Genomic DNA, 24,623 nt, shown 5'->3' on the forward strand with positions numbered 1-24,623 from the left:
GTCGATGGGCCGGTCAAAAAACCGCCGTGCGGCCCCTGCACGCCCCGCCGGTTGCCTATGCGGCGGGCGGGGCTACTGCGCATTTGCCTGACGGGAGGCAACCTGTTAGTTTCCGCGCCGCTCGATTCCTTTCAAGTTGAGAAGCGTGTCATGAAGGTCAATGCGAATACCATGCGCAAGGGTCATATCCTTGAGCATAACGGCCGGCTCTATGTCATCACCGGCACCCAGATCGTTCAGCCCGGCAAGGGCGGCGCCTTCATCCAGCTTGAAATGAAGGACGTGAAGAGCGGCAACAAGAACATCGAGCGCTTCCGCACCGGCGAAGCCGTCGAGCGGGCCCGCCTGGACGATCACGAGATGACGTTCCTGTTCGCCGAAGATGACAATTACACCTTCATGGACAAGGAGACCTTTGAGCAGGTCACCATCGCCGGCGACATCATCGGCGACGGCAAGATTTTCCTGCAGGATGGCATGGAAGTCGTCGTGCAGTCCTTCGAAGGCACCCCCCTGTCGGTGGAACTGCCGCAGTCGGTCATCCTGATGATCACCGAGGCCGATCCGGTGGTGAAGGGGCAGACCGCCTCTTCCTCCTACAAGCCGGCCGTGCTGGAGAATGGCGCCCGCGTCATGGTCCCGCCGCACATCGAATCCGGGACCCGCATCGTGGTCAATATCGAGACCGGTGAATATATGGAACGCGCCAAGGACTGATCCGTCCGGGCCTTTCCCTTGGCTGATGGCGCCCGCGCGAGGAATAATACGCGCGGGCGCTTCGCTTTTGGTATAAGGCGGTCATCACGGACCGCGGTTTCTTCGACATTGTGGAGAGTTCGACCATGGCAGCCCGTTCGGCCATCCTGAACGTCATGACACGTGCGGCGGAGAAGGCCGGCAAGGCCATCCTGCGCGATTTCGGCGAGGTCGAACACCTGCAGGTGTCCCGCAAGGGCCCGTCGGACTTCGTTTCCGCCGCCGATCAGAAGGCCGAGCGCATCGTGCGCGAGGAACTGTCCAAGGCGCGCCCCGATTTCGGCTTCCTGATGGAGGAAAGCGGGGAGATCAAGGGCAAGGATACCGCCCACCGTTTCATCGTCGATCCGCTGGACGGCACCACGAATTTCCTGCACGGCCTGCCGCACTGGGCCATTTCCATCGCGCTGGAGCGTGAGGGCGAGATCATCGCCGGTGTCGTCTATGAACCCGTGCATGACGAGATGTTCTGGGCGGAAAAGGGCGCCGGTGCATTCCTCAACCATCAGCGCCTGCGGGTCTCCTCCCGCCGGGCGCTGGCGGATGCGCTGATCGCGACAGGCATCCCTTTCAAGGGCCATGGCAACGCGCCCGTGTTCCTGGGCCAGCTGGAAGCGCTGATGGGTCAGGTGGCTGGCATCCGCCGCTGGGGCGCCGCCTCGCTGGATCTGGCCTATACGGCGGCGGGCCGCTACGATGGTTTCTTCGAGGCCGATCTGAAGCCCTGGGATCTTGCCGCCGGCCTGCTGCTGGTGACAGAGGCCGGCGGCTTCGTCAGCGAGATCGGGACGGGCAAGGCACCGCTGTCCAGCGGTTCCGTCCTGGCCGCCAATGCCAACCTGCATTCCCATCTGGCGATGGTACTGCGCAATGCTGGCAAGCCGAAGGCCGCCCCGGCTCCGGCAGCGCCCCCCAAGCCCAAGGCCTGATCATCCGGCCCCCAGACACCGCATGACAAGGCGCCCGGACCATTTGCGTCCGGGCGCCCTTTTCTTGCCGTCAGGCCGCCGCTGCGGTCCCCGTCCCGCATCCGGCCCGCACCAGGTCGGCCAGTCTGCGGCGCAGGTCGGCATTCTCCCGCTCCAGCCGTTCCAGGCGGCGCACCATGGCCGGCTTGTCCCCCGCCTGATCCTGTCGCCAGCGGTAATAGGTGACGCGCGTCACGCCCAGTTCGCGGGCGATATCGACGATCTTGTAGCCCTCGTTCAACAATGCGTCGGCCAAGACCAGCTTTTGCGCCACTTCCTCGGTGGTGTAACGACGCTTCGTCATGTTCCTGCTTCCCCCTCGTTCGCGGTGGCATCCCACCATTGTCCCGCAACCCAGGTCCCGGCCACCTGCAGGTCCGCGTCCAACAACACCAGATCGGCCTGATAGCCGGCCCGGATGCGGCCCAGCCGGTCATCAAGGCGCAGGAAACGCGCAGGATAGAGGGAGGCCATGCGCAGCGCCTCCTCCAGCCCGACACCCATCAGGGCGACCGCATTGCGCACGGCCTGCGCCATGTCGATATCGGCCCCGGCCAGCGTGCCGTCATCGGTGACCAGCCGGCCGTCACGACGGTGGATCATCTGGCCATGCAGCGTGAAGCTTTCCGCCGCCGTGCCGGTCGGCGGCATGGCATCGGTGACCAGCATCAGCCCGCCCGGCCCCTTGGCCGCCAGCGCCAGACGCAGCATGGCCGGATGGACATGCACCCCGTCGGCGATGATGCCGCACACCGTGTCCCGGGCGGCCAGCGCCGCCCCGGCGATGCCCGGCTCGCGGTTGGCCAGCGGCGGCATGGCGTTGAACAGGTGGGTGAAGCCGGACAGGCCCGCCTCCACGGCCGCCATGGTCTGGGCATAGGTCGCGGCGGAATGCGCGCCGGCCACGATCAGGCCGGCTGCGACCAGCCGTGCGACAACCGCCGGCTCCACCCGGTCGGGCGCCAGCGACAGCAGCACACGGGCATCCGCCCCGAAGCGGGCGGGCAGCCCCGTCAGGAAATCCAAGTCGGCCGCATCGATCGGCCGGACATGGGCAAGGCTGTGGACGCCACGCCGCTCGGGCGCCAGGAAAGGGCCTTCCAGATGCACGCCCACGACACCGGACCCCGGCATGGCGCTGGCCACCGCCGCCGCCCGACCGGCGGCCCGCATCCCCTCCACCGTGTCGGTGATGAAGGTGGGCAGCAGCGCCGTGGTGCCGAACCGGCGATGGGCACGGGCGATGGACAGTGCCGCCTGCACGGTCGCCTGGTCATTGAACAGGATGCCGCCACCGCCATTCACCTGGGTATCGATGAAACCGGGCGCCAGAAGCATGCCGTCGGATAAGCGCCGAAGCGCCGCACCTTCAGGCAACGGGCTTCCCGGCGGCAGCAGGGCGGCAACCCGGTCGGCCCGTAAAAGGATGTCGGCCGCCACCATGTGGCTGCCTGTGAAGACGCGCGCGCCGGTCAGCAGGGTTTCTGCCATCACACCGTCTCCGTCACCTTGCGCAGATTGGCCGGCACGTCAGGGTTCAGGCCCCGGCGCCGCGACACCGTATGGATGGCCATGTAGAAGCTCTGCACGGCGGCCAGCGGCGCCAGTTCGGGGGCCAGCCCCGGCAGCGATGGCAGGGCGATCACGCCCGGCACACCGTCATCGCTGCTATAGACCGGCCCGCCCAGCGCCACGCAGCGGGCAATCGCGGCCCGCGTCGCCGCCGCCGTCGCATCGTCCTGGTTGATGGCCAGCACGGGGAAGTCCGGACCGACCAGGGCCAGCGGACCGTGAATCACCTCCGCCGCGCTGAACGCCTCGGCATGCAGCCGGCAGGTCTCCTTGCATTTCAGGGCCATCTCCATGATGGCACCGGTGCCGAGACCGCGGCCGATGACGTAAAGGCCGGTCTTGTCGGCCAGCCCCAGAAGCGCCGGCGTCCAGTCCAGTTCCGCCGCCGCGGCCAGGATCGCCGGGGCCTGGATCACGGCGCGGCGCAGCACGGCGTCCTGCTTCCATTCCGCGACCAGGGCCAGGAAAGCCATAGCGCTGGTCAGATAGGATTTGGTGGCGGCAACGCTGATTTCCGGTCCGGCGCATAGCGGGATGCAGAGATCCGCCGTCGCGGCCAGGGGGGATGCTTCGTCATTCACGAAGGCGACAACGAAGGCCCCGCCCTGCTTTGCCGCCGCCGCCAGCCGCAGCAGGTCGGGGCTGCGCCCGCTCTGCGAGACGGCGATGAACAGGGCGCCCTTCAGCCTCAGGTCGGTGTTGTAAAGCGACACGACCGATGGCCCCACCGATGCCACGGGCAGCCCCAGATGCGTTTCGATCAGGTATTTGCCATAGGTGGCGGCATGGTCGGAACTGCCGCGCGCGCAGGTGACGACCAATGCCGGGTCCAGCGCGCGCAGCCGCTCGCCCAGCGCCCGGAACAGGGGGGCACAGCGGTCGATCTGGCGCTGAACGGCCTCGGCACTTTCCGCCGCCTCCACGGCCATTTGCGTGCTGGTGCTGTCGGGCTTGGAAATGGTCATGTCACGGTCTCGCTGGCTGGCGTCGAACCGCCTGTGGAAAGATTCAGTTCGACAATGAAATCATAGGCATCGCCCCGGTACTGGCTGCGGACGAATTCCAGCGGCCGGCCGTTTTCCAGAAAGCTGCGCCGTTCGATGAACAGGGCGGGCGTGCCTTCCGGCACCTGAAGGATGCCGGCCTGATCGGCACTGAGCAGACCGGCCGACAGACGTTGCAGGGCCCGGTGCGGCGGATGGCCAAGACCGCGCAAGACATCATAGAGGGAGCCGGTGACCTGCATCGGATCGGGCAGAACACGGGCCGGAACGACTGAAAGCTCGATCGCCATGGGCACGTCATCGGCCAGACGCAGACGCCAGAGACGGCTGACCCGCTCGCCAAGGGCCAGGCCCAGCACCATCGCTTCTTCCGGGCTGGCCGGCGCGATGCTGCGCGACAACCAGCGCGATGACGGCTCCAGCCCGCGTGACCGCATATCCTCCGAAAAGCCCGTCAGGGCGGACAGTGGCTGTTCCACATGCGGGGCCTTGGCCACGAAGGTGCCCGCGCGCGGCCGCTGGTGCAGCAGGCCCTCGTCCACCAGCGCCTGCACGGCCTTGCGCACCGTCACGCGCGACACGGCAAAGCCTTCGGCCAGGTCGCGTTCCGCCGGCAGCGCATCATCGGCCGCCAGCGTGCCCCCCGCAATCAGGCGCCGCAGATGGCGGGCCAACTGCATATAAAGCGGTGACGGATTGTCCGGTGACAAGGCGGCCGGATCATAGAGCGGAGGCGGAAGGCTCATCGCGCAACCTCCGGATGACGCATGGCCAGCAGGATGGCGCCGGCCATGGCATCGCCCTTGGGCGCGCTCAGCACGCCATTCACCCAGGGCGGCATCCATTCCAGCAGCACGGGCGCCAGCCCCCCCATCAGGCAGATAGCCGGGGCGTCCAGTGCGCGCAGCCGGACGATATGGTTGACCAGATGATCGGCCTGTTCGCGCACCAGACGGGCGGCGACGCCGTCGCCCTGACGGGCATGATCCAGCACCAGCGGGACCAGCGCGCCGTAATCGCCGGGCCGGGCCGTCCCGACCCAGGCCACGATGGCGGGCGGATCACCGCCCAGCCTTTCCATGATGGCGCGCGTCATCGCCGTTTCCGGCCCCAGCCCGTCATGACCGCGCAAGGCGGCACGCACGGCCTCCCGCCCCAGGGCGGCACCGGACCCGTCGTCCGACACCTCGAAACCCCAGCCGCCGATGCCCCGTCCCTGCCCGCCGGTGATGATCTGTGCGGCGCTGCCCGTTCCGGAAATCAGGATCGCCCCGTCGGCACCGGCATGGGCACCCAGGCAGGCGGTGAAGGCGTCGGTATCGGACAAGATGCCGGCAAAGGTCACCGGGGCGGTCGCCGTCACCCGCTGACGGTCCGCATCCCCCGTGATACCGGCCAGCCCCAACCCGATGAAGGCACCGGCCAGCGGCTCCCGCCCCATTCCGGCCGCCGCCAGGGCCGCGTCCACCGCCACCATGATGGCGGACCAGGCCACATCCAGCCCCAGGCGGATATTGGCCGCACCGCCGACACCTTCGGCCAGCGTGGCCCCGCCGGCATCGGCCAGTCGTGCCCGGCAGCGGGTGCCACCGCCATCGATACCGATGAATAGCGGGCCTGGGGACGGTGAAAGGGGCATGCCGCGGCACCTTCGCATCTTGAGGGATCGGGGTTCCGATCCTGTGTATCTGGTCTTGACCAACCACACAACAGGTATGATACCAATATAATACCAAATGGCAATATGTGCCGATTTTTGTGGCGATCTCCGCAATGACTGGTATGGTCATCTCTGCATTTCAACAAGACCAGGGCATTGCCATGTCCATGACCGAGAAGGCGGGCCGGCGGTTTGCCGACCTGGACCTCTGGTCCACGCCCGACATTCTGGAAGCCCTGTGGGGTGGACAGGCGCGGGCGGTGTCAGCCTGTCTGGCCACGCTGCCCGCCCTGTCCGCGGCCGTGGACGCGGCGGCGGCGCGGTTGGGCGGAACGGGAAGGCTGATTTATGCCGGGGCGGGATCATCGGCCGTACTGGCCGCCCTGGACGGGCTGGAACTGCCGGGCACCTTCGGCTTTCCCCTGGACCGCATCGAACTGGTGCTGGCCGGTATTGGCGACCTGCGCCGGGGCTTCGACGGGGCGGTGGAGGATGCCGGCGATGCGGGGGCGGACGCGGTCCGGGCGCTGGGGCCGACCCCGTCCGACATCGTGATCGGTGTTTCGGCAAGCGGGCGCAGTGCCTTTACCGTAGGGGCCCTGGACGCCGCGCGCCATGCCGGTGCCCAGACGGTGGCAATTGCCAGCAATCCGGATTGCCCCCTGTTGCGGGCGGCCGGGCACCCCCTGTTCGTGGACAGCGGGGAGGAGGTGATCGCCGGGTCCACCCGGCTGGCCGCCGGCACGGCCCAGAAGCTGCTGCTGAACCTGTTCTCCACGGCGCTGATGGTGCGGCTGGGCCATGTGCATGGCAACCTGATGGTCAATGTACAGGTGAACAATGCAAAGCTGCGCGCCCGGGCGCTGGACATGCTGTGCCGCATCACGGGCGCGGACGCGCACCGGGCAGCGCAGGCGCTGACGGATTGCGACGGGGCGCTGAAGCCGGCGGCCCTGGTGCTGCTGCGGGGACTGGCACCGGCAGCGGCGCTGGCCGCCCTGGCGCGGGCGGGCGGCAATCTGCGCCGCGCGCTGGGTGAATGACGGCGCCCCCTTCCCTTCCCCGCGGATAAGGCAACCGGAACCATGGATCTGCTGGTCAAGCTTTACACCCTGCCCCCCGGTCCGGAGCCGCTGCCCCCCGGTGTCACCCTGCGACGGGCGCTGGCGCCGGAGGCGCCGGCCATCCTGCCCTGGATCGCCGCGCGGTTCGGGGACGGGTGGCAGGCCGAGGCGGCGGCCGCCCTGTCGGCCTGCCCGGCCCGCCTGTATCTGGCCCATCGGGATGACGGCACCCTGCTGGGCTTCGCCTGCCATGACGTGACGGCCCGGGGCCTGTTCGGCCCCACCGGCGTCGATGCGGCGGCCCGCGGCACGGGCATCGGCACGGCGCTGCTGCTGGCCGCCCTGCGCGCCATGGCGGCGGATGGCTATGCCTACGCCGTCATCGGCGGGGCGGGGCCGGTGGATTTCTACCGGCGGGCGGTTGGCGCCATCCCCATTCCTGACAGCGAACCCGGCCTTTACCGCGGCCTGCTGCGCCCGCCGGGCTGATGGGCGCGCCCCCGCCAGGAGAGGGCGCTGAAGGGCACGTCAATGCTTCGGCTTGCCTTCCTTTGGCATTTCCTCCCCCTCGGGCTGGGACAGGAAGAACAGGTTGCGCAGGAAACCCGGCGCCAGCACGGCCAGCGGATTGACCCCGACCGACAGGTCGCTGGCCGGCCCCTTGACGCTGTAGGTCGCGGCGAACAGCCCCTGCCCCTCCCCACCCATCAGCAGATCGCCCAGCACCGGGATCACGCCCAGCAGCTTGTTCACGGTGGTGAACGGCACGATGGTGCCCTGCAGGGCGACATGGTCGCGCTTCAGGTCGACATTGCCTTCCAGCGTCAACCCCACCTGCGAGCCGGAGGTGCGCATATCCCGCAGGGTGATACCGTCCTTGTGCCACAGCCAGTCGCCCGTCAGCCGGGAAAAGGCGATGGGCTGGCCCGACAGGAAATTGGCAAAGCCGCGCGGCGACGCGGCGGACAGGAGACGGGCCAGCACGGGTGCATCCTGCACTTGGTAATCCGTAAGTTCGGCCTTGCCGGCGATGGCCTGTGCGGGATCATCGGGATTGCTGCGGCCGGTCAGCGCCAGCCGCCCGCCCTTAAGCTGGCTGATGATGTCCAATCCGCGCAGGGTGGCGCCGGCATCGTTGGTTTCCGCCGCCAGGGTCAGGATGCGCCCGTCGGCCGGATCGGGCGCGTAATGCACCGTCAGGCGACCTCCCTCCCCCACCTCGGCATCCAGTTCGGTGCGATACCAGATGCGGGTATCGCGATCCATGCGGCCCCGGGCGTTGCGGATTTCGCGCCCCTCATCCCCCATGACGGCGCGACCCAGATCGAAGGTGATGGACAAAGGCGGCTTGGGCGCGTCCACATCCACCGGTTCCGGCACAAGCGGCCGGCCATCCGGCCCCTTCTCCCGGCTGCGCAGGGGGCGGGCGTCGAAGCTGGCGCCGCGCACATCGATGGCCAGCCCGCCTTTTCCATCGGTATCGCGGATATCGATGACGGCATCGCTTTCCCCCAGCTTGAACTGGTCCAGCTTCAGGTGGGAAAGACCGTAATCGGCCTCGCGCAGGGTCAGGGACCCGATGGCCGTCAAGGCTTCCGTCGTCACCACAAAGGCGGGGATCAGCAGGGGCTTGCCGTCATGGAAGCGCACCGTGCCGCGGGCCTGGCCGGGTTGCCCCGCCTCCTTGCGCCATTTCAGCAGATCGATGCGCAGGACGGACGGTGTCAGATCCAGCTCGGCCTGGATGGATTGTACCCGCTGCCCGTCCTTGCGCTCGCTGGTATAGGTCATGTCGATGCCGGCCGGACCGTTCAGCCAGTCGGGGAAATCCAGGTGGAAACGGCCGCGCTGCTCGTCATCCACCTGCCCGCGTACACGCACCTGGGTGCCGATGGGGGCGTCGGCGGGGAAATTTTCCAGCCATTCGACCTGGGCGGGCACGCCGTTCAGCAGGGCCGTACCCGCCATGCGCAGGTCCTGCCCCGTCACGGTCAGTTGCACGGCCCCTTGCGTGGCGGAAATATCGGCCACGATGTCGGGTATCGACACATCGGTCAGCGTTGCCTCGCCATGCAGGTCCACCATGTCCATGGTCAGGTCGTGAACCAGCGGAAAGGCGAAATGCAGATCGGCCCGCGCATGGCCGCCGGCCATTTCCGGCACCAGATTGACCTTGGCGGCATAGCCCAGCGGCGGATGGTCCAGGACGGTCAGGGCAGAGGCCAGCGGCCCCTCCAGGGCAACCCGGATATCGATGCTGTCCGTGACGTCGGTGTCCAGCCCCAGGATACGGATCGTGCCTGGCCCCGCCTTCAGGTCCAGCAGCGTACCGTCATGCACGTCGATATCGAAGGTCTTGCCATCGAACCGGGCCGTGGCCGACACGCCCGTCACGGGCGGCAAGGGCCGGCGGTAATGGACCGTGAAGCCGGAAAGGGCAAAGTCACCGACCATCCGCGAGACGTGGAACGCCTCGGGGTGATCGACGGGACCGGCGCCTTCCAGCGTAAAGACCGTCCGGTCGAACATGCCATCGGCCAGGTTCGCCACCATCCAGTTGCGGGTATTCTCCTGCACGCCGACGGGCCAGTATTTCGGCAGGTCCGCCATGGGCAGACCCGTCAGTTCCGTGGTCAGCGCGACATCGATATTCTTGTCATGCTGATGCGCCGTGCCCGTGACGGTCAGTTCCGCCGGCCCCGGCATTTCCAGATTGAACCGGTCCAGCACCAGCCGGCGGCCGGCATCGTCCAGCGTGCCATGCAGTTCCACATGATCGAAATCCAGCGGCTGCGGCAATTGCCCCGGCAGCGACAGCCGGCCCTTGCCCCCCGTCAGGCCCAGCACCAGATTGACCGGCGCCAGATCGGCATCCAGTTCCAGCAGCACCGACCCGGCCAGCATCACCTCCAGCCCGCGCAGCGGATGCAGCACGGGCGCGATATCGGCGAAATCGGCCGGGGACAGGTCCGTCATCTCGCTGCGCAGGGTGATGCCGCCATCGTCTGCCCGCCAGGCCACGTCCGCGGCCACCTGATTGATCTGTCCGCCCATGTCGATATCGGCCGACATGCGGCCGCGTACACCCGTCACGTCGCGGCGCAGCCGCAAATCCAGCCGGGGCACCTGCCAGGTGGTCTGCGTCGCCAGGTTGGCCACGACCAGCCGGCCGCGCGTGATGCGCAGATCATGCAGCGCACCCATGGCGGCTTCCGGATCGGGCGGGCTACGCATGGCCTCGATCAGGTCGGCCAGGATCCGGGCGCCGGCGCCCGGATCGTCACCGTCACTGCCGACATCCAGGCGGAAACTGCCATCGGGCAGACGCTCGGCATACAGGGCGGGTTCGACAAGGTCGATCCGTGTCGGCGCCGCACGCCCGCGCAGCAGGGCCGGAACCGACAGGCCCAGGCGCATTTCCGGCACCGCGGCCAGCAGCGCGCCGCTGGCACCATGCGCCTCCACCCCCAAGACCCCGATATCGATGGGCGTCCCGAACCCGGCCCAGGCCAGTTCGGTTCCCTTCACCTCCAATTGGACGACACCATCGCTGCTCAAAACCTGGGTCAGATAGGGGGTGACGAAATCGATCTGCATCGGCCCCTGTGCCAGGCGCCATGTCAGGAAGCCGCCCCCCACCAGCAGCATCAACAGAAGCCCGGCAACCAGTTCCAGCAGGACAAGGGCGGTGCGACGCAGCATCAGTCTCGGTTCTCCGGCACCGGAGGCCGGGCGGTTACGGGCGGCTTGACCTTGTACACACACGCGGCGCAGTCTGACCGCCGCCCGCGTACAGGTTGGGATAGCCCGGCAGACACATGATGTTCAATCAAGAATCCCTCCCCCGCCTCGGTGATCCGCAACGTGCCGCCGTCGGCCTGGAACATTGGCACGATGCGGCCGGCCCCGGCTGTGACCCCGATCTCGCGGAATTCGCCCGTTCCTATGCCGCGGGTTCCGAAGGACGCGCCGTTCTGGCGGCGGTCTTCGCCAACAGCCCCTTTCTGGGGGCGGCCCTGGTGCGGGAAATGGGCTTCTTCCGCACCATCCTGGACAAGGGCTTCGACGCGGCTTTCGCCGACCTTCTTGAAGGTCTGTGGCGTGATCATGGCGGAGAGACAGGCAGCGACCGCCTGATGAAGGCGCTGCGCATCGCCAAGCGGCGGGCCGCCCTGCTGATCGGGTTGGCCGACATGGGCGGCGACTGGACGCTGGAACAGGTGACCGGCGCCCTGTCCGACTTCGCCCAGGCCAGCCTGCAACTGGCCACACGTCTGGTGCTGCGGCAAGCCGCCGCAAGCGGCAAGCTGGTCCTGCCCGATATCGGGCAGGCGGAAAAGGGCAGCGGCTTCATCGTGCTGGCCATGGGCAAGTTCGGGGCGCGCGAACTGAATTATTCGTCCGACATCGATCTGATCGTGCTGTACGACGATGGCATCGTACAGGTTCCGGACGGGGAGATGACGAAGCTGTTCGTGCGCGTGACGCGCGAACTGGTGCGCATCATGGATGAGCGCACGGCCGACGGCTATGTCTTCCGCACCGATCTGCGCCTGCGCCCGGATCCCGGTGCCACGCCCGTGGCGGTCAGCGTTTCGGCGGCGGAGGCCTATTACAGCAGCCTGGGCCAGAACTGGGAACGGGCCGCCATGATCAAGGCGCGGCCCGTGGCCGGCGACCTGGCGGCGGGCCAGGGCTTCATGGACATCATCCGGCATTTCATCTGGCGCCGGAACCTGGATTTCGCAGCCATCCAGGACATTCATTCCATCAAGCGCCAGATCGGCACCCACAAGGGCCATCGGGAAAAGACCGTCAACGGCCACAATATCAAGATCGGGCGTGGCGGCATCCGTGAGATCGAGTTCTTCGCCCAGACACAGCAACTGATCTTCGGCGGCCGCGACCGGTCGTTGCGCACCTGCGGCACGGTGGAAACGCTGTACGCCCTGGTGGCATCCGACCGGGTGGAACGGCAGGTGGCCGACGACCTTGCCGCCGCCTACCGGTTCCTGCGCACGGTGGAACACCGGGTGCAGATGGTGGATGACCAGCAGACCCACGAACTGCCCAGGACGGACGAGGGCGTGGACCGCATCGCCGCCTTCCTGGGCTTTGCCGATGCGCAGAGCTTCCGGGCAAAGCTGATGGCCACCCTGACGGTGGTGGAGGACCATTACGACCGCCTGTTCGCCGAAAGCCCGGCGCTGTCCGGTTCCGGCAACCTGGTCTTCACGGGCACCGAGGATGACCCGGAGACCATGGAGACATTGCGGTCGATGGGTTATGCCAACCCGTCGGCCGTCGCGGGACAGATCCGGGCCTGGCATCATGGCCGCTACCGGGCCACGCGCAGCCAGCGCTCACGGGAGTTGCTGACCGAACTGGTGCCCACGCTGCTGGCAGCCTTCGCCAAGACGCCGCATCCCGATCAGGCCTTCCTGAAGTTCGATGAATTCCTGAGCCGGCTGCCGGCCGGCGTGCAATTGTTCAGCCTGTTCTATGCCAATCCCAATCTGCTGGACCTGGTGGCAGAGGTGATGGGCACCGCGCCGCGCCTGGCGGAACAACTGGCCCGGCGACCGCAGGCGCTGGACGCCGTGCTTCTGCCCGGCTTCTTCGGCACCCTGCCGGACCGGGAGGAACTGGAAGCTGGATTCGAGGCGCTGGTCGGCGGTGCCCGCTATTTCGAGGAGGTGCTGGACCTGACCCGCCGCTGGGTCAGCGAGCACAAGTTCCGGGCCGGTGTCCACATCCTGCGCCATGTCAGCGATGCCGACCGGCTGGGCGCCTTCCTGACGGAGGTGGCGGAAGTGGCGCTGACCGGCCTGCAGAAGGCGGTTGAAGATGAATTCGCCAGACGCCATGGCCGGTTGCCGGGGGCCGGACTTTCCATCCTGGGCCTGGGCCGGGTGGGGGCACGATCGCTGATGCTGCGGTCCGACCTGGACCTGATCACCGTCTACGAGGTGCCGGACGGGGTCACCCAATCCGATGGCGACAGGCCGCTATCGCCCAACGATTACTACATCAAGCTGACGCAGCGGCTGGTCAACGCCATCACGGCCCAGACGGCTGAGGGTACTTTATACGAGGTCGACATGCGCCTGCGCCCCAGCGGCAATGCCGGGCCACTGGCCGTCAGCTTCGACGGGTTCGCCCGTTATCAGCGGGAAAGCGCCTGGACCTGGGAACATATGGCCCTGACCCGCGCCCGGCCGGTGACGGGACCGGAGGGGCTGCGCCGGAAACTGGCGGAGGAGATCCGCGCCGTGCTGACCCGGCCCAGCGATAGGGAAAAGCTGCGCACCGATGTGGCGTCGATGCGCACACGGATCGACCAGCAGCACCGGACGGACGACATCTGGAACGTGAAATATGTGCGCGGCGGCATGATCGATATCCAGTTCATCGCCCAATACCTGACCCTGCTGCACGCGCCGGAAAAGCCGGACATCATCGACCCCAACACCACGGGCGCGCTGGCCTGGCTGGGCGACAGCGCCTATCTGGATGTGGAGACAGCCAAGCTGCTGATCGATACGCACAAGACCTGGCGGCGTGTACAGGGCTTCCTGCGCCTGACCGTGGAAAGCGGCTTCGACGCGGCCAGGGCGCCGGCCGGCCTGAAGGCAGGCCTGGCCCGCGCCGCCCTGCCTGACATGCCCGAGGGCACGCCGTTCGAACGGATCGAGCAGATACTGCGCGACAAGGCCGCCGGGGCGAAGGCGGCCTTCGACCGGATCGTGGGCACGGCCACGGCGTAAAGCGCGGGGGACGGGCTATATCGCCTCGTCCGTCGCCGTGATCCCCAGCGACCCGTCGAACAGCGCCGGCATGACCAGCAGGTCGGTGACCCCAGGATCGGCACCCAACTGCTTCATCAGGGTGGTCGCCTGCCCGCGATGATGCGTGCCATGGTTCAGCACATGGGTCACCAGCACCCAGCCGGGCATGGTGCGGCGGCGGCCCACGACCTTGCTGCCATAGGTGAAGGGCGCGGCCAGCCAGGCATCCGTCACCATCTCCCCCGCCCAGCGGGCCATCAGGCCATCGGCCGCCGCACGCCGGGCCACCAGTTCAGCCCAGTCGGGGAAGGCATGTTCATTGATGCCGGCGGCAGGGGCCGGGGTCCCCATCAGCCGGTGCATCCAGATAAGATCCGCCCAGAGCAGATGGTCCAGCGTGCGGTGCAGGGACCCGAAAAAGGCCCCCAGGTCACGTTCCCGTTCCGAAGCCGGCAGGGTGGAACAGGCCACCATCATCCGCTGGTTCATCCAACCGCCATAGCGCACCATGGTCCGCACATAGTCGGCGCTGATCATGCCTTGTCCTCCCTGCGTGAAGCGCTTTTCCCGGCAGGGGGCAGCATAGGGCATAGCGGCGGTCCCTGTTACCCGAAACAGTCAGGTCAGACGGCAAGCGCGTCGCGCGTTGCCGCGACCCCCAGCGATCCGTCGAACAGGCCCGGCAGGGCCGGCAGGTCCGTGACACCGGGATCGACGCCCAGTTGCATCATGAGGGTGCTGGCCTGCCCGCGATGATGGGTGGCATGGTTGATCATGTGGGTGACCAGCACCCAGGCCGGCAGGGTCCAGCGGTGCGGATTGAAGCGCGTGACATAGGTCAGCGGCGCTGCCAGCCATTCCGGGGTGACGGTCCGCTCCACCCAGGCAGCAATATGGGCATCCGCCGCGGCGCGGCGGGCCACCAGGTCATCCCAGTCGGGACAAAACAGCGTTTCCGACGCCGGGCTGGGCGCAGCGGTGCCTTCAAACCGGCTCATCCAGATCAGGTCGGCCCACAGGATATGGTCCAGCGTGCCCTGCAGGGACCCGAAGAAGGCCCCCAGGTCACGGCCGCGGTCGGCGGGGGGGATGCCCGTGCAGGCCGCCATCATCCGGGTGTTCATCCAATGGCCGTAGGCCACCATGGCCCGCACATAATCCACGCTGATCATGGGATCCCTCCCTTCATCCTGAGGCCGGGCGGGTTGACACTCGCGCCCGGCATCTAAATCCTTTGGCGTGATCCATTATCCCCGAAGGACCTGTTCCATGACCATCACCATCGGCGAATCCGCGCCCGATTTCACCCTGCCGACCGACGGCAATGGCAGCGTCAGCCTGTCGGACCTGCGCGGCCGCAACGTGATCGTCTATTTCTATCCGAAGGACGACACGTCCGGCTGCACGGCACAGGCCTGCGGCTTTGGCGAATCGCTGCCGCAGTTCCAGAAGGTGGACGCCACCATTATCGGCATTTCCAAGGACAGCGTGGCCAGCCATGACAAGTTCAAGGCCAAGTACAACCTGCCCTTCATCCTGGCATCGGACAAGGATGGCGATGTGACGGAACGCTATGGCGCCTGGACGGAAAAGAACATGTATGGCCGCAAATACATGGGGATCGAACGGTCGACCTTCCTGATCGACAAGCATGGCGTGGTGCGCGGGGTGTGGCGCAAGGTCAAGGTCCCCGGCCATGTGGATGCCGTGCTGAAGGCGGCGCAGGAACTATAACCTTCCGCTGGGGTCCTGGCCGATTGACACCCCGGGCCATCGACGCCCAAGCTGTGACCAGACCGGGCGGAGCATGCTGGACCATGATTGTCGGCGATCTGCTGGAAAAGCTGCGGCTGCAGGAATTTGCCGCCTATGTCGGGCCCGATAACGGGCCCGATCCGCGCTTCCTGCGGCTGACCCGGCTGGCCCGCCGGAAATTCGGCATCCCCATGGCCATGGTCAACCTGATCGACGCGACGGACATGTGGCCGAAGGCGGCGGACGGCATCAACGCCGTCCGCATGCCCCGCGAAACATCCTTGTGCAATCTGGTGGTGCAGGACGGCACCCTGGTTATGGGCGATCTGTCCGCCGATCCCCGGTTCGCGGCCCTGCCCGCCGTGGCCGCCGCTGACGGGTTGCGCTTCTACGCGGGCGCGCCCATCCGCACGCCCGCCGGACAGACGCTGGGCGTATTCTGTGTGCTGGACAGACGCCCCCGGCTGGATTTCGGACCGGAACAGGTCGAGACATTGGAAACCCTGGCCGGCATCGCCATGGATCAGCTTGCCCTGGACCGGGCCCTGCGGGACGCTGCGGCCGCACGGGAGGCGGCGGAGCGCATGGCCGGTGCGCGGGCCAGCTTCCTGGCCGTGATGAGCCACGAGATCCGGACACCGCTGAACAGCATCGTGGGTTTCGGGGAGTTGCTGGACCGTGCCGGCCTGCCCGAACCGCTGGGTGATTATGCCCGCACCGTGCATGAGATGGGCCGCGACCTGCTGCACCTGCTGAACCACACGCTTGATTATGCCAAGCTGGAATCCGGCACCGTCGAACTGGAGGACCGGCCCTTTCGGCCGGCCGAGGTGGCGCAGCGCAGTCAGCGGCTTGTGGAGAAGGTGTGCCAGGACAAGGGTCTGTCACTGGAACTGACGATCGACCCCCGCCTGCCGGACCGGTTGCGGGGCGATGGGCTGCGGTTGCAGCAGATTCTGGGCAACCTGCTGTTCAACGCCGCCAAGTTCACCGACAAGGGCGGCATCACCGTCACGCTCCGCCTTGACGCGCAGGATGACCGGCGGTCATGGCTGCGGGCCGATGTGGTGGATACCGGCATCGGTGTTGCGCCGGAGCGGCGGGACAGGCTGTTCCAGGCCTTCTACCAGGCCGACGCCTCGCACAGCCGCCGCTTCGGCGGCAGCGGCCTGGGGCTTGCCATCTGCCGCCAACTGGCACAGGCGATGGGCGGCACCATCGGGTACGAGCCGGCCGAAGGCGACGGCAGCCGCTTTTGGCTGCGCCTGCCGTTCGTGCCGGCCTGATACCAATTTGCGATGAGTAGAACTCATCGCAAATTGGTCCGGCGGCGACCGCCACAGCACCGCACGTGCGGCGTAGCCAAGCCAACGAATGTTGGCGCCGGCGGTTGAGGACGGTGATCAGAACCTATAGGTTCTGATCACCGCAAAATAGTATCATACCAGCGGCATTAATTAATGACCGATGCCCATTGTCTTTGGGCGATTGACTTTATGCGGCCTTTTTCATCGCTGAGGCTGTTCCAGGCGTTGCAGCAAGCGTCGAGAATGTCCTGATATGACTGGTAGACTGTGTTGGATAGGAAGCTCTGACGGAGATATTGCCAAATATTTTCCACGGGGTTCAGCTCTGGACAGTATGGCGGCAAGGTCAGGAGCGAGATGTTATCAGGGACGATGAGGGTCCCGCCTTGCTGGTGCCATCCAGCACCGTCCAGGACGACGACAGCATGATGATCTGGGCGTACCATTTTGCTGATCTCGGCCAGATGCAGGCTCATCATCTTGGCGTTTACTGTGGGAAGGATCAGCGCCGCGCCGATATCGCGGGCCGGGCAGACGGCCCCGAACAGATAGGCCCACTCGTAGCGCAGGTCCTTCGGTCGGCGGGGCCGCGAGCCCTTGGCGGCCCAAACCCGGGTCAGGGTACCCTGCTGGCCAACGCGGGCCTCGTCTTGCCACCAGACCTCTATCGGCTTGCTGCGGGCATGGTCGGGGATGGCAGCGCGGATCAGGTCGGCGAAGTTTTTTTATGCGCTTCAAGGGCTTCCGCATCCTGGCGCGGGTGCTGTGGCCGGGCGGACAGGCGCCGGAAGCCCAGGCGTCGCAGCAATTCTCCAACGGTACGCTCCGCCAATGTCACCCCGAACTCGGTGCTCACCTTGGCCGCCAGGTCCGCCCGCCGCCATCGGACCACACCGTCCACAGCCAGGTCAGGCCCTGCCTTCACCCAAGCCGCCACCTGGGTCCGCTGCTCGGGCGTCAGCAAGGCCCGCCGACCCGTATGTTTGCCGTCCGACAGCCCCACAGGCCCCCGCTCGTTGTACCGGTGAACCCAGTCCCTGAGCGTCTGACGGTCCATGCCGCCAGCAGACGCCGCTGCCTCCCGGCTGGACCCTTCCAGAACCAGCGCGATAGCCAAAAGACGCCTCACAACCGAAGGATCGCCCTCTCGACGCGCCCGAACCCGCAGGTCTTCAGGGCCAAGCCCAGGCCACGTAACCTTCACCGGCGCTGCCATCATCCCCTCCCATACCTTCGCACGCACAGGGAATCACAAACTCAACAAAACCGGAATCCTACTTCCAACCAGGAGAGTCAGATTTTCAAGCCGCTGGTATCAGTCCTGAGGGGCCGCGGCCCAGATTTCCGCGGCCAGCAACGCCAGTTCCTCCACACCTTTCGAGCGCGGGTCGGTTTCCGCCAGGGTCAGCCCGTCCATCAGCGATCCGGCGAAGCCGATGCGGTTGCCCAGATGGGCCGTCGCCACCGGCACACCCAATTCCGCCGCCTTTTCCGCCACGGCATCCACCAGCCGGCCGCGCGCCGGCACACGGTTCAACACCAGAAGCGCCGGTCGCTTTTCGGCCAGCGCCAGATCCAGCGTGGGCCGCGTGGCCCACAGGTCCATGGGGCTGGGCTGCACGGGCACCACAACCAGCGATGCCGTGCGCACGGCGATGCGGGCATCGGTTTCGGCATGGGGCGGGCTGTCGATGACCACGATGTCGTGGGTCCTGGCCAGCCGCTCCACCTCCCGCTGGGTACGCCAGCCGGAAATCTGCAGGTGGGTCAGGCCGGTCTGTTCCGGCCCCATCAGCGACTGGCGCTGCCCGTACCATGCCGACAGGCTGCCCTGAGGGTCGATATCGACCAGGGCCACCGACCGTCCGGCCAGCACCCAGGTGACGGCCAGATGGATGGCCAGCGTGGTCTTGCCAGCCCCGCCCTTTTGTTGTGCGATGGTGATGACGCGCCCCGCCATGCCCGATCCTTCGGTTCGACCAGTGATCGCCGGCAGTGTGCCCGCAAGGGGCGGGCGCGGCAAGTATCGCACCGCAACAACCGGATATGCGCATCATGATCGATCCCACCCCCTGGCCCGGGCACCTGCCCGTCACCCGTCTGCGCGTGGCACGGCCCACCGACCGGCTGGCCGCGGTGACCGCCTTCTATCGCGACGTGATCGGCCTGCCCGTCATCGGCGGCTGGACCGACGACGGTACCCATGCGGGCTATGACGGGGTGATGATCGGGCTTCCCGGCTGGGATGTGCATCTTGAATTCACCCAGCACCGGGACGGCAGCCCCTGCCCCGCACCCACCCGCGACAATCTGCTGGTCCTTTATGTCGACAGCCGGGCCGGGCTGGACGCGGTGGCCACCGCCATCCAGGCGCGCGGCGGCGTGCCCGTGACCGCAGAAAACCCCTACTGGCACCCGCGTGCCATCTGTTTCGAGGATCCGGACGGCTGGGGCGTGGTCTTCTCGCTGAAGCCGGGCCTTGCCTGACGCGGCCGGGCTTTGCATGGAAAGCCCGTGATCGGGGAACGGCCAGGGTCTATCCTTGCGCCCGATACCGTCAGGAACCCGAACCCGTGCCCCACGATCATTGCTGCGACGATCCCACCCATGACCATGCGCCGCCGGTCCCGCCGCCGCATACCGACCGTCCGCGCGTGATGCCGCCCGGCCCGGCCGCCTATGCCGAGGCGGCCGGTATCCTGGCGGCGGGCGGTCTTGTGGCCCTGCCGACCGAAACCGTCTATGGCCTGGGCGGGGATGCGGGCAATGACGCCGCCGTCGCGTCGATCTTCGCCGCCAAGGGCCGCCCCAGCTTCAACCCGCTGATCGTGCATGTGGTCGATGCCGCCGCGGCCGATGCCTATGCCAGGGTCGATGAGCGTGCGCGCCGTGCCATGGAATTGTGGTGGCCCGGCCCGTTGACTTTGGTGCTGCCGCGCCGGCCGGCGGCACGCCTGTCGCTGCTGGTGTCAGCGGGGCTGGATACCGTGGCCCTGCGCAGCCCCGCCCATCCCGTGGCACAGGCGTTGCTGCGGACCTGCGGCCGCCCCGTCGCCGCCCCTTCCGCCAACCGTTCCGGGCATGTCAGCCCCACCACGCCCATGCATGTGGCGGACGAGTTTCCCGATGGCGGCGGCGCCCGGCTGAAGCTGATCCTCGCCGGCGGGCGCTGCACCATCGGCGTGGAATCGACGGTGCTGGACCTGACGGGGGAACGCCCCCTGCTGCTGCGCCCCGGTTCGGTGACGAAGGAGGAACTCGAAGCCGTGCTGGGCCCGGTCGATCTGGCCACGGCGGCCGATGGGGTGAAGGCGCCGGGCATGATGACCAGCCATTACGCGCCCGGCCTGCCCGTGCGGCTGGATGCGACCGATGTGGCAGCCGACGAGGCGCTGCTGGCCTTCGGCCCCGATCAGTTCCTGCGCGGCGGCGCGGTGCGGCTGAACCTGTCCGCGACCGGCGACCTGACGGAGGCGGCGGCCAACCTCTTCGCGATGCTGCGGGCGCTGGACCGGCCCGGCCTGTCGGGCATCGCCGTCATGCCCGTCCCCGACAGGGGGCTGGGCGCCGCGATAAACGACCGGCTGCGCCGCGCCGCGGCGCCGCGGGGCTGAACCGATGATGCGGGACGACCTGCCCGGCCGGCTCGCCGCCCTGATCGGCCCCGATCATGTGCTGACGGGCGACGCCATGGCGCCCTATGCCTTCGACTGGCGCCGGCGGCAGGAAAGCCGGCCGCTGGCCGTCCTGCGCCCCGGCAGCACGGCGGAGGTTGCGGCCATCACCCGCCTCTGCGCGCAAGATCGCGTGCCGCTGGTGCCGCAGGGTGGCAATACGGGCCTGGTGGGCGGCACCGTGGCGATACCGGGGATGGGGTCGCTCATTCTCAATCTGGGCCGGCTGAACCGTGTCCGCGCGCTGGATCCGGCGGACCACACGCTGACGGCGGAGGCAGGCTGCGTCCTGGCCGACCTGCAGGCCGCCGCCGCCGCCGCAGACCGATACCTGCCCCTGTCGCTGGGGTCGGAGGGAACCTGCATGCTGGGGGGCGCCCTGTCCAGCAATGCCGGTGGCATCCTCACCCTGCGCTATGGCAATGCACGCGACCTTGTCCTGGGGCTGGAGGTGGTCCTGCCCGACGGCCGCGTCTGGAACGGGCTGCGCACCCTGCGCAAGGACAATAGCGGTTATGATCTGAAGCATCTGTTCCTGGGGGCCGAAGGCACCCTTGGCATCATCACCGCCGCGTCGCTGAAGCTGTACCCAAGGCCAAGACAGGTGGAAACGGCGCTGGTCGCCGTGCCCGACCCCGCCGCCGCCCTTGCCCTGCTGGGCCTGGCCCGCACCGGCACGGGCGACAGCCTGTCGGCCTTCGAACTGATGCCTCGTTTCACCTTCGACGGGTCGCGGGACATACTGGGGCGGGAACAGGACCCGCTGGCAGAACCGTCACCCTGGTACGTGCTGATGGAGGCCGGCAGCGGCATGGCGGGACCGCTGCTGCGGCGGCAGGTGGAAGCCGTGCTGGAGACGGCGCTGGAGCAAGGTTTCGTTACCGACGCCATCTTCGCCGACAGCCTGGAACAGACCCGCAAGCTGTGGCTGATCCGTGAAAGCCTGCCCGAGATCGGGCGCAAGATCGGCGGCGCCGTGCATACCGACATATCGGTCCCCGTCAGCCGCATCCCCGATTTCGTGGCGACCACGCTGGCCGCCGTCGCCGCGTACATGCCGGGCATCCGGCCCTACCCGTTCGGCCATGTCGGGGACGGCAACATTCATTTCAATGTCGGCCGCCCCGCCGGGATGGACACCGCCGCCTATCTGGCGCACGCGCCGGCCATCGCCGGCCTGATCCATGCCAGCGCCCTGGCACATGGCGGCAGCATCAGTGCCGAACATGGCATCGGCAACCTGAAGGCGGGAGAGATGGTCCGCATCAAGGATCCCGTGGAACTGGACCTGATGCGATCCCTGAAGGAACTGCTCGACCCGACGGGGATCATGAATCCGGGGAAGATGCTGCCGCCGTCCTGACGGCGACCACTTCCTCCTTCCCCGTCGCCGGCCGTGGTTCCAGCCAAGCCGCCGCCTGCGCCCGCCCATGCGCCTTCAAGGCCAGCAGGTAATCCATGTCGATACGCAGGCCTGTCAGATCATCCAGACCCGGCGCCTGCGGATCGATGGACAGGATATCAAGCTGTTCCGGCCCCTCACCATGGCTCAGCACCTCGCGCACCAGGGCGATCTCGGCTTCCAGGGGACGGGAAAAGGTAATCTGGTTCAACCGCTCGCGAATCGCCGACGCGGTGCGCGGCGTGGCATCGGTGCAGTTCGCCATGGCCTGCACCACAAGCACCTGACCGACGGAAGGGCCGTCCAGCAACGCTCGGATGGGCGGGTTCAGCGTGTAGCCCCCGTCCCAATAGGCCTCGCCCTCGATTTCCACGGCCTGATGCAGCGTGGGCAATGTGGTGGAGGCCAGCAGCGAATCGATGTCCACGTTTTCATTGCCAAAAAGCTGGGGCTGACCGTCGCTGACCCGCGTGGCGGAGATGATGAGGGGCGGGGCCGAAGGCAGCCGCAACGCCTGAAAGTCCACCTCCTCCAGCAGGATCGACCGCAACGGGTTGAAGCCCAGCGGGTTGAGGGCATAGGGCGAGAAGAACCGTGTCGCCATGGCAAAGGCCGCATTGTTCACGGCATGGGTCAAACCGCTCTGCGCCCAGGTAGGGCAGAAGCCCAGCGAGCCGACCCCGCATTCCCCGACCCGGCGCCAGACCCGATCCAGCCCGTTCCGCGCCCCTTCGGGGCCGTCCGTAGCCCAGCCGGCAGCAAAGGCCGCGGCATTGACGGCCCCGGCCGATGCCCCACTCAACCTGGAGGGGCGGAAATCAGGTTCATCCAACAGACGATCCAGAACGCCCCAGGTGAAGGCGCCCAGTGAGCCGCCACCCTGCAAGGCCAGCGCAATACCGCCAGGGCGATTGGAACCGGCCGTCCGAAGGCCTTCCAGACGCCGTATGATCCGTTTGAATACCATGGTCGGCTCCGATGTTGCGGTGCAGCATAATACCACAGGTCACAGGCCCCGTCGCCCCGGCGGCTTGAACCATCCATTCCGGATGCCCACCTGCTTTATCGGGTCAGTGCCGGATGCCCGATCGGGGTCCGGTACTGACCCTGTCCCGCAACCGGTATCGCTCACAGGAGGATATCGCCATGACGCACCCGGTGCCGCAACTGATCCGTTCCGCCATCCAGCATGCCAGCCACCGCGCCCAGGGCCCGGAACTGGCCGCCGCGATCCTGTCGGCCCTGCGCCGGCTTCATCATATCCTGGACGAGGCGGGCGGAACCAACCTTGCCCAGCAGTTCGTCGATGGACCCGTCAGCAACGAGATCCTGGAACGTAATCTGCGCCATATCGAACGCCACGGGGCCGAGCCCGCTCCCGTGCCGCTGCCCGCGGCACTTTCCGCCGGACCCGCCACGACCATCATGCTGGATGCAGTGGATAGCGGGCTGCTGCTCAACAACCTGATACCCGGCAATAGCGGCCTTCCGCTGCTCGCACCGGAACTGGCGACGGCCTTACTGAACAGCCTGGGCGGCACGCCGGACGCCGCCAGCCTGCTGTCATTGCTGCGCGACGGCCTGTCGGAGGGGGAGTTTGACTTCGTATCGAGCAGCCGCACGGTTCACCGGCTGCATTGACTGCCGGATAGCACATTCCAACAAAGCCAAAGGCTAATACCAACATGCGATGAGTAGAACTCATCGCATGTTGGTATAATAAAGCCTCATACCGTTTTGCGATAAGGAATGGTGAAAGCGGGGCACCGGGGTAAGCCCCGGTGGCCCGCTTTGCGCATGATCAGGCCGCGGCCCGGGCGGCTTCGGCCTTCTTGCGCATGCGGGAATAGGCGAAGCGGGCGGCTGCGCTGTGCAACCAGGTATGCGGCTTCAGGCCCGATGCCTTGAATACCATGCCGACCATGCGGTCCAGATGCTGCGGCTTGTAATAGGCATAGGCCAGCGCCGTGTATTCCGCATTGTTCTCCGCCCTGGCATAAGGACGGGTCCAGTAGTTCGCGGCATAGAAGGCATAGGATAATTCATCATCCTCCGTCTCGTTGATCCGCGACAGGCTGATCATCAGCCTTTGCAGGCGATTGAGCTTTTCAGCGTTGAGATAGCGCTTCAGGTGATCATAGAACAGCTTGTAATGCCGCAGCTCGTCCGCGGCGATATGCTTGCAGATTTGCTTGAAGACCGGCTCATCGGTGGCTTCGGCCAAGGCGGTGTAATAGCTCGACGTGCCCGTTTCCACGATGCAGCGGCTCACCAGTTCACCGGCGCGGCTGCCGCGCTTGCTGTCCATCGCATGGATATCGATCTGGTACCCGTCGCGGAAGCGCTGCACGGCGGCCTGGAAGTCCCAGGAGGGATCGATGCGCGCGGCCCAGGTCCCAAGTGCCTCCCCGTGCTGCACCTCCTCCACGGCCCAGTCGCGGGCCACCTGGCAGAAGACCGGATCATCGCGGAAGATATTGCACAGGTAATCGGCATAGATATGGCCGTTATACTCAACCAGGGCGGCAGCCTTGGCCAGCTTCAGCATCTCCGGTGTGGCCTTGGCGGGGTCCAGCTTGTCCCAAGGCAGGCCCTCGATCGTCCAATGCGCATTCGCCATGATGCCGATACTCTTCCAGAAGCAACGGAAAGGGTGGCGCGTGACGGCGCCCG

At 67.1% G+C, this 24,623-nt stretch carries 23 protein-coding genes; 11 read left to right on the forward strand and 12 right to left on the reverse strand.

From position 1 onward, the window contains the following. Positions 1–150: 150 nt before the first annotated feature. Both efp and ABC728_RS24770 read left to right on the forward strand, forming a co-directional pair. Entirely contained in the window at positions 151–717 is a 567-nt protein-coding gene (gene efp / locus ABC728_RS24765) for an elongation factor P (RefSeq protein WP_416620047.1), read from the forward strand. A gap of 125 nt (positions 718–842) precedes the next feature. Next, positions 843–1,685 carry an inositol monophosphatase family protein gene (locus ABC728_RS24770; protein WP_416620046.1) on the forward strand — a complete coding sequence of 281 codons (843 nt, stop codon included), beginning with the start codon at positions 843–845 and terminating at the stop codon, positions 1,683–1,685. 70 nt (positions 1,686–1,755) lie between these two features. Here the strand turns inward: ABC728_RS24770 and ABC728_RS24775 are convergent, their stop codons facing one another. Genes ABC728_RS24775 through ABC728_RS24795 form a run of 5 tightly spaced genes read right to left on the reverse strand, consistent with a single transcriptional unit; the run spans position 1,756 to position 5,939 of the window. Next, positions 1,756–2,028, reverse strand: a complete 273-nt coding sequence (locus ABC728_RS24775) for a transposase (RefSeq protein ID WP_416620045.1) — start codon at positions 2,026–2,028, stop codon at positions 1,756–1,758. Further along, complete coding sequence (gene nagA, locus ABC728_RS24780; protein WP_416620044.1) at positions 2,025–3,215, reverse strand: N-acetylglucosamine-6-phosphate deacetylase; 1,191 nt, start codon at positions 3,213–3,215, stop codon at positions 2,025–2,027. Before nagA ends, ABC728_RS24775 begins: the two co-directional genes overlap by 4 nt. Then, positions 3,215–4,261, reverse strand: coding sequence for an SIS domain-containing protein (locus ABC728_RS24785; RefSeq protein ID WP_416620043.1), 1,047 nt, complete (start codon positions 4,259–4,261; stop codon positions 3,215–3,217). The genes nagA and ABC728_RS24785 overlap by 1 nt, the downstream gene beginning before the upstream one ends. Next, positions 4,258–5,046, reverse strand: a complete 789-nt coding sequence (locus ABC728_RS24790; protein WP_416620042.1) for a GntR family transcriptional regulator — start codon at positions 5,044–5,046, stop codon at positions 4,258–4,260. Before ABC728_RS24790 ends, ABC728_RS24785 begins: the two co-directional genes overlap by 4 nt. Further along, complete coding sequence (locus tag ABC728_RS24795; RefSeq protein WP_416620041.1) at positions 5,043–5,939, reverse strand: BadF/BadG/BcrA/BcrD ATPase family protein; 897 nt, start codon at positions 5,937–5,939, stop codon at positions 5,043–5,045. The genes ABC728_RS24790 and ABC728_RS24795 overlap by 4 nt, the downstream gene beginning before the upstream one ends. 182 nt (positions 5,940–6,121) lie before the next feature. Here ABC728_RS24795 and ABC728_RS24800 point away from each other — a divergent pair, with 182 nt between their 5' ends. After that, on the forward strand, positions 6,122–7,003 hold the full coding sequence (locus tag ABC728_RS24800) for an N-acetylmuramic acid 6-phosphate etherase (protein ID WP_416620040.1): 882 nt from the start codon (positions 6,122–6,124) through the stop codon (positions 7,001–7,003). 42 nt (positions 7,004–7,045) lie between these two features. Then, positions 7,046–7,513, forward strand: coding sequence for a GNAT family N-acetyltransferase (locus tag ABC728_RS24805; protein WP_416620039.1), 468 nt, complete (start codon positions 7,046–7,048; stop codon positions 7,511–7,513). Positions 7,514–7,552: 39 nt separating this feature from the next. Here the strand turns inward: ABC728_RS24805 and ABC728_RS24810 are convergent, their stop codons facing one another. Then, positions 7,553–10,726, reverse strand: a complete 3,174-nt coding sequence (locus tag ABC728_RS24810; protein ID WP_416620038.1) for a YhdP family protein — start codon at positions 10,724–10,726, stop codon at positions 7,553–7,555. Positions 10,727–10,845: 119 nt separating this feature from the next. Here ABC728_RS24810 and ABC728_RS24815 point away from each other — a divergent pair, with 119 nt between their 5' ends. Continuing rightward, the gene (locus ABC728_RS24815; RefSeq protein WP_445376666.1) at positions 10,846–13,791 is read left to right on the forward strand and encodes a bifunctional [glutamine synthetase] adenylyltransferase/[glutamine synthetase]-adenylyl-L-tyrosine phosphorylase; all 2,946 of its coding nucleotides are present in this window, start codon (positions 10,846–10,848) and stop codon (positions 13,789–13,791) included. A 15-nt stretch (positions 13,792–13,806) separates the two neighbouring features. Here ABC728_RS24815 and ABC728_RS24820 read toward each other — a convergent pair whose 3' ends face one another. Further along, positions 13,807–14,349, reverse strand: coding sequence for a DinB family protein (locus tag ABC728_RS24820; protein ID WP_416620036.1), 543 nt, complete (start codon positions 14,347–14,349; stop codon positions 13,807–13,809). Between the two features lie 86 nt (positions 14,350–14,435). Beyond that, positions 14,436–14,984 carry a DinB family protein gene (locus ABC728_RS24825; RefSeq protein ID WP_416620035.1) on the reverse strand — a complete coding sequence of 183 codons (549 nt, stop codon included), beginning with the start codon at positions 14,982–14,984 and terminating at the stop codon, positions 14,436–14,438. Positions 14,985–15,081: 97 nt separating this feature from the next. On the opposite strand from ABC728_RS24825, the gene bcp reads away from it, so the two are divergent. Both bcp and ABC728_RS24835 read left to right on the forward strand, forming a co-directional pair. Next, positions 15,082–15,546: a thioredoxin-dependent thiol peroxidase gene (gene bcp / locus ABC728_RS24830; protein ID WP_416620034.1), complete on the forward strand. Its 465-nt coding sequence runs from the start codon at positions 15,082–15,084 to the stop codon at positions 15,544–15,546. Positions 15,547–15,629: 83 nt separating this feature from the next. Beyond that, the gene (locus ABC728_RS24835) at positions 15,630–16,853 is read left to right on the forward strand and encodes a GAF domain-containing sensor histidine kinase (RefSeq protein WP_416620033.1); all 1,224 of its coding nucleotides are present in this window, start codon (positions 15,630–15,632) and stop codon (positions 16,851–16,853) included. A 167-nt stretch (positions 16,854–17,020) separates the two neighbouring features. On the opposite strand, the gene ABC728_RS24840 is transcribed toward ABC728_RS24835, so the two are convergent. Together ABC728_RS24840 and parA are read right to left on the reverse strand one after the other, a co-directional pair. After that, a protein-coding gene (locus ABC728_RS24840) for an IS630 family transposase (protein WP_416622370.1) occupies positions 17,021–18,090 on the reverse strand; the annotation gives its coding sequence in 2 pieces (ribosomal slippage) (positions 17,021–17,601 and positions 17,601–18,090; 1,071 coding nt in all). 99 nt (positions 18,091–18,189) lie between these two features. Further along, complete coding sequence (gene parA, locus ABC728_RS24845; RefSeq protein WP_416621684.1) at positions 18,190–18,834, reverse strand: ParA family partition ATPase; 645 nt, start codon at positions 18,832–18,834, stop codon at positions 18,190–18,192. A gap of 95 nt (positions 18,835–18,929) precedes the next feature. On the opposite strand from parA, the gene ABC728_RS24850 reads away from it, so the two are divergent. The 3 genes from ABC728_RS24850 to ABC728_RS24860 all read left to right on the forward strand — a co-directional run bounded on the left by ABC728_RS24850 (position 18,930) and on the right by ABC728_RS24860 (position 21,911). Further along, on the forward strand, positions 18,930–19,361 hold the full coding sequence (locus ABC728_RS24850; RefSeq protein WP_416621683.1) for a VOC family protein: 432 nt from the start codon (positions 18,930–18,932) through the stop codon (positions 19,359–19,361). A gap of 170 nt (positions 19,362–19,531) precedes the next feature. Then, a complete protein-coding gene (locus ABC728_RS24855; protein ID WP_416621686.1) occupies positions 19,532–20,488 on the forward strand; it encodes an L-threonylcarbamoyladenylate synthase in 957 nt (318 codons plus the stop codon). A 4-nt stretch (positions 20,489–20,492) separates the two neighbouring features. Continuing rightward, a complete protein-coding gene (locus tag ABC728_RS24860) occupies positions 20,493–21,911 on the forward strand; it encodes an FAD-binding oxidoreductase (RefSeq protein ID WP_416621682.1) in 1,419 nt (472 codons plus the stop codon). Here ABC728_RS24860 and ABC728_RS24865 read toward each other — a convergent pair. Further along, positions 21,877–22,917 carry a patatin-like phospholipase family protein gene (locus tag ABC728_RS24865; protein WP_416621681.1) on the reverse strand — a complete coding sequence of 347 codons (1,041 nt, stop codon included), beginning with the start codon at positions 22,915–22,917 and terminating at the stop codon, positions 21,877–21,879. The two genes, ABC728_RS24860 and ABC728_RS24865, sit on opposite strands and share 35 nt — an antisense overlap. A 113-nt stretch (positions 22,918–23,030) precedes the next feature. On the opposite strand from ABC728_RS24865, the gene ABC728_RS24870 reads away from it, so the two are divergent. Continuing rightward, positions 23,031–23,591, forward strand: a complete 561-nt coding sequence (locus tag ABC728_RS24870) for a hypothetical protein (protein WP_416621680.1) — start codon at positions 23,031–23,033, stop codon at positions 23,589–23,591. A 160-nt stretch (positions 23,592–23,751) separates the two neighbouring features. On the opposite strand, the gene ABC728_RS24875 is transcribed toward ABC728_RS24870, so the two are convergent. After that, positions 23,752–24,570: an acyl-ACP desaturase gene (locus ABC728_RS24875; RefSeq protein WP_416621679.1), complete on the reverse strand. Its 819-nt coding sequence runs from the start codon at positions 24,568–24,570 to the stop codon at positions 23,752–23,754. Positions 24,571–24,623 lie beyond the last annotated feature (53 nt).

The sequence above is a fragment of the Niveispirillum fermenti genome, assembly GCF_052474395.1.

Bases quoted from the DNA above. Each gene is read 5' to 3' on its own strand.
- ABC728_RS24865 (WP_416621681.1), bottom strand. From the start codon at position 22,917: ATGGTATTCAAACGGATCATACGGCGTCTGGAAGGCCTTCGGACGGCC.
- ABC728_RS24875 (WP_416621679.1), bottom strand. From the start codon at position 24,570: ATGGCGAATGCGCATTGGACGATCGAGGGCCTGCCTTGGGACAAGCTG.
- ABC728_RS24790 (WP_416620042.1), bottom strand. From the start codon at position 5,046: ATGAGCCTTCCGCCTCCGCTCTATGATCCGGCCGCCTTGTCACCGGAC.
- bcp (WP_416620034.1), top strand. From the start codon at position 15,082: ATGACCATCACCATCGGCGAATCCGCGCCCGATTTCACCCTGCCGACC.
- ABC728_RS24835 (WP_416620033.1), top strand. From the start codon at position 15,630: ATGATTGTCGGCGATCTGCTGGAAAAGCTGCGGCTGCAGGAATTTGCC.
- ABC728_RS24825 (WP_416620035.1), bottom strand. From the start codon at position 14,984: ATGATCAGCGTGGATTATGTGCGGGCCATGGTGGCCTACGGCCATTGG.
- ABC728_RS24775 (WP_416620045.1), bottom strand. From the start codon at position 2,028: ATGACGAAGCGTCGTTACACCACCGAGGAAGTGGCGCAAAAGCTGGTC.
- ABC728_RS24810 (WP_416620038.1), bottom strand. From the start codon at position 10,726: ATGCTGCGTCGCACCGCCCTTGTCCTGCTGGAACTGGTTGCCGGGCTT.
- ABC728_RS24770 (WP_416620046.1), top strand. From the start codon at position 843: ATGGCAGCCCGTTCGGCCATCCTGAACGTCATGACACGTGCGGCGGAG.
- parA (WP_416621684.1), bottom strand. From the start codon at position 18,834: ATGGCGGGGCGCGTCATCACCATCGCACAACAAAAGGGCGGGGCTGGC.
- ABC728_RS24820 (WP_416620036.1), bottom strand. From the start codon at position 14,349: ATGATCAGCGCCGACTATGTGCGGACCATGGTGCGCTATGGCGGTTGG.
- ABC728_RS24855 (WP_416621686.1), top strand. From the start codon at position 19,532: ATGCCGCCCGGCCCGGCCGCCTATGCCGAGGCGGCCGGTATCCTGGCG.
- ABC728_RS24860 (WP_416621682.1), top strand. From the start codon at position 20,493: ATGATGCGGGACGACCTGCCCGGCCGGCTCGCCGCCCTGATCGGCCCC.
- nagA (WP_416620044.1), bottom strand. From the start codon at position 3,215: ATGGCAGAAACCCTGCTGACCGGCGCGCGCGTCTTCACAGGCAGCCAC.
- ABC728_RS24800 (WP_416620040.1), top strand. From the start codon at position 6,122: ATGTCCATGACCGAGAAGGCGGGCCGGCGGTTTGCCGACCTGGACCTC.
- ABC728_RS24805 (WP_416620039.1), top strand. From the start codon at position 7,046: ATGGATCTGCTGGTCAAGCTTTACACCCTGCCCCCCGGTCCGGAGCCG.
- ABC728_RS24795 (WP_416620041.1), bottom strand. From the start codon at position 5,939: ATGCCCCTTTCACCGTCCCCAGGCCCGCTATTCATCGGTATCGATGGC.
- efp (WP_416620047.1), top strand. From the start codon at position 151: ATGAAGGTCAATGCGAATACCATGCGCAAGGGTCATATCCTTGAGCAT.
- ABC728_RS24815 (WP_445376666.1), top strand. From the start codon at position 10,846: ATGTTCAATCAAGAATCCCTCCCCCGCCTCGGTGATCCGCAACGTGCC.
- ABC728_RS24870 (WP_416621680.1), top strand. From the start codon at position 23,031: ATGCCCGATCGGGGTCCGGTACTGACCCTGTCCCGCAACCGGTATCGC.
- ABC728_RS24850 (WP_416621683.1), top strand. From the start codon at position 18,930: ATGATCGATCCCACCCCCTGGCCCGGGCACCTGCCCGTCACCCGTCTG.
- ABC728_RS24785 (WP_416620043.1), bottom strand. From the start codon at position 4,261: ATGACCATTTCCAAGCCCGACAGCACCAGCACGCAAATGGCCGTGGAG.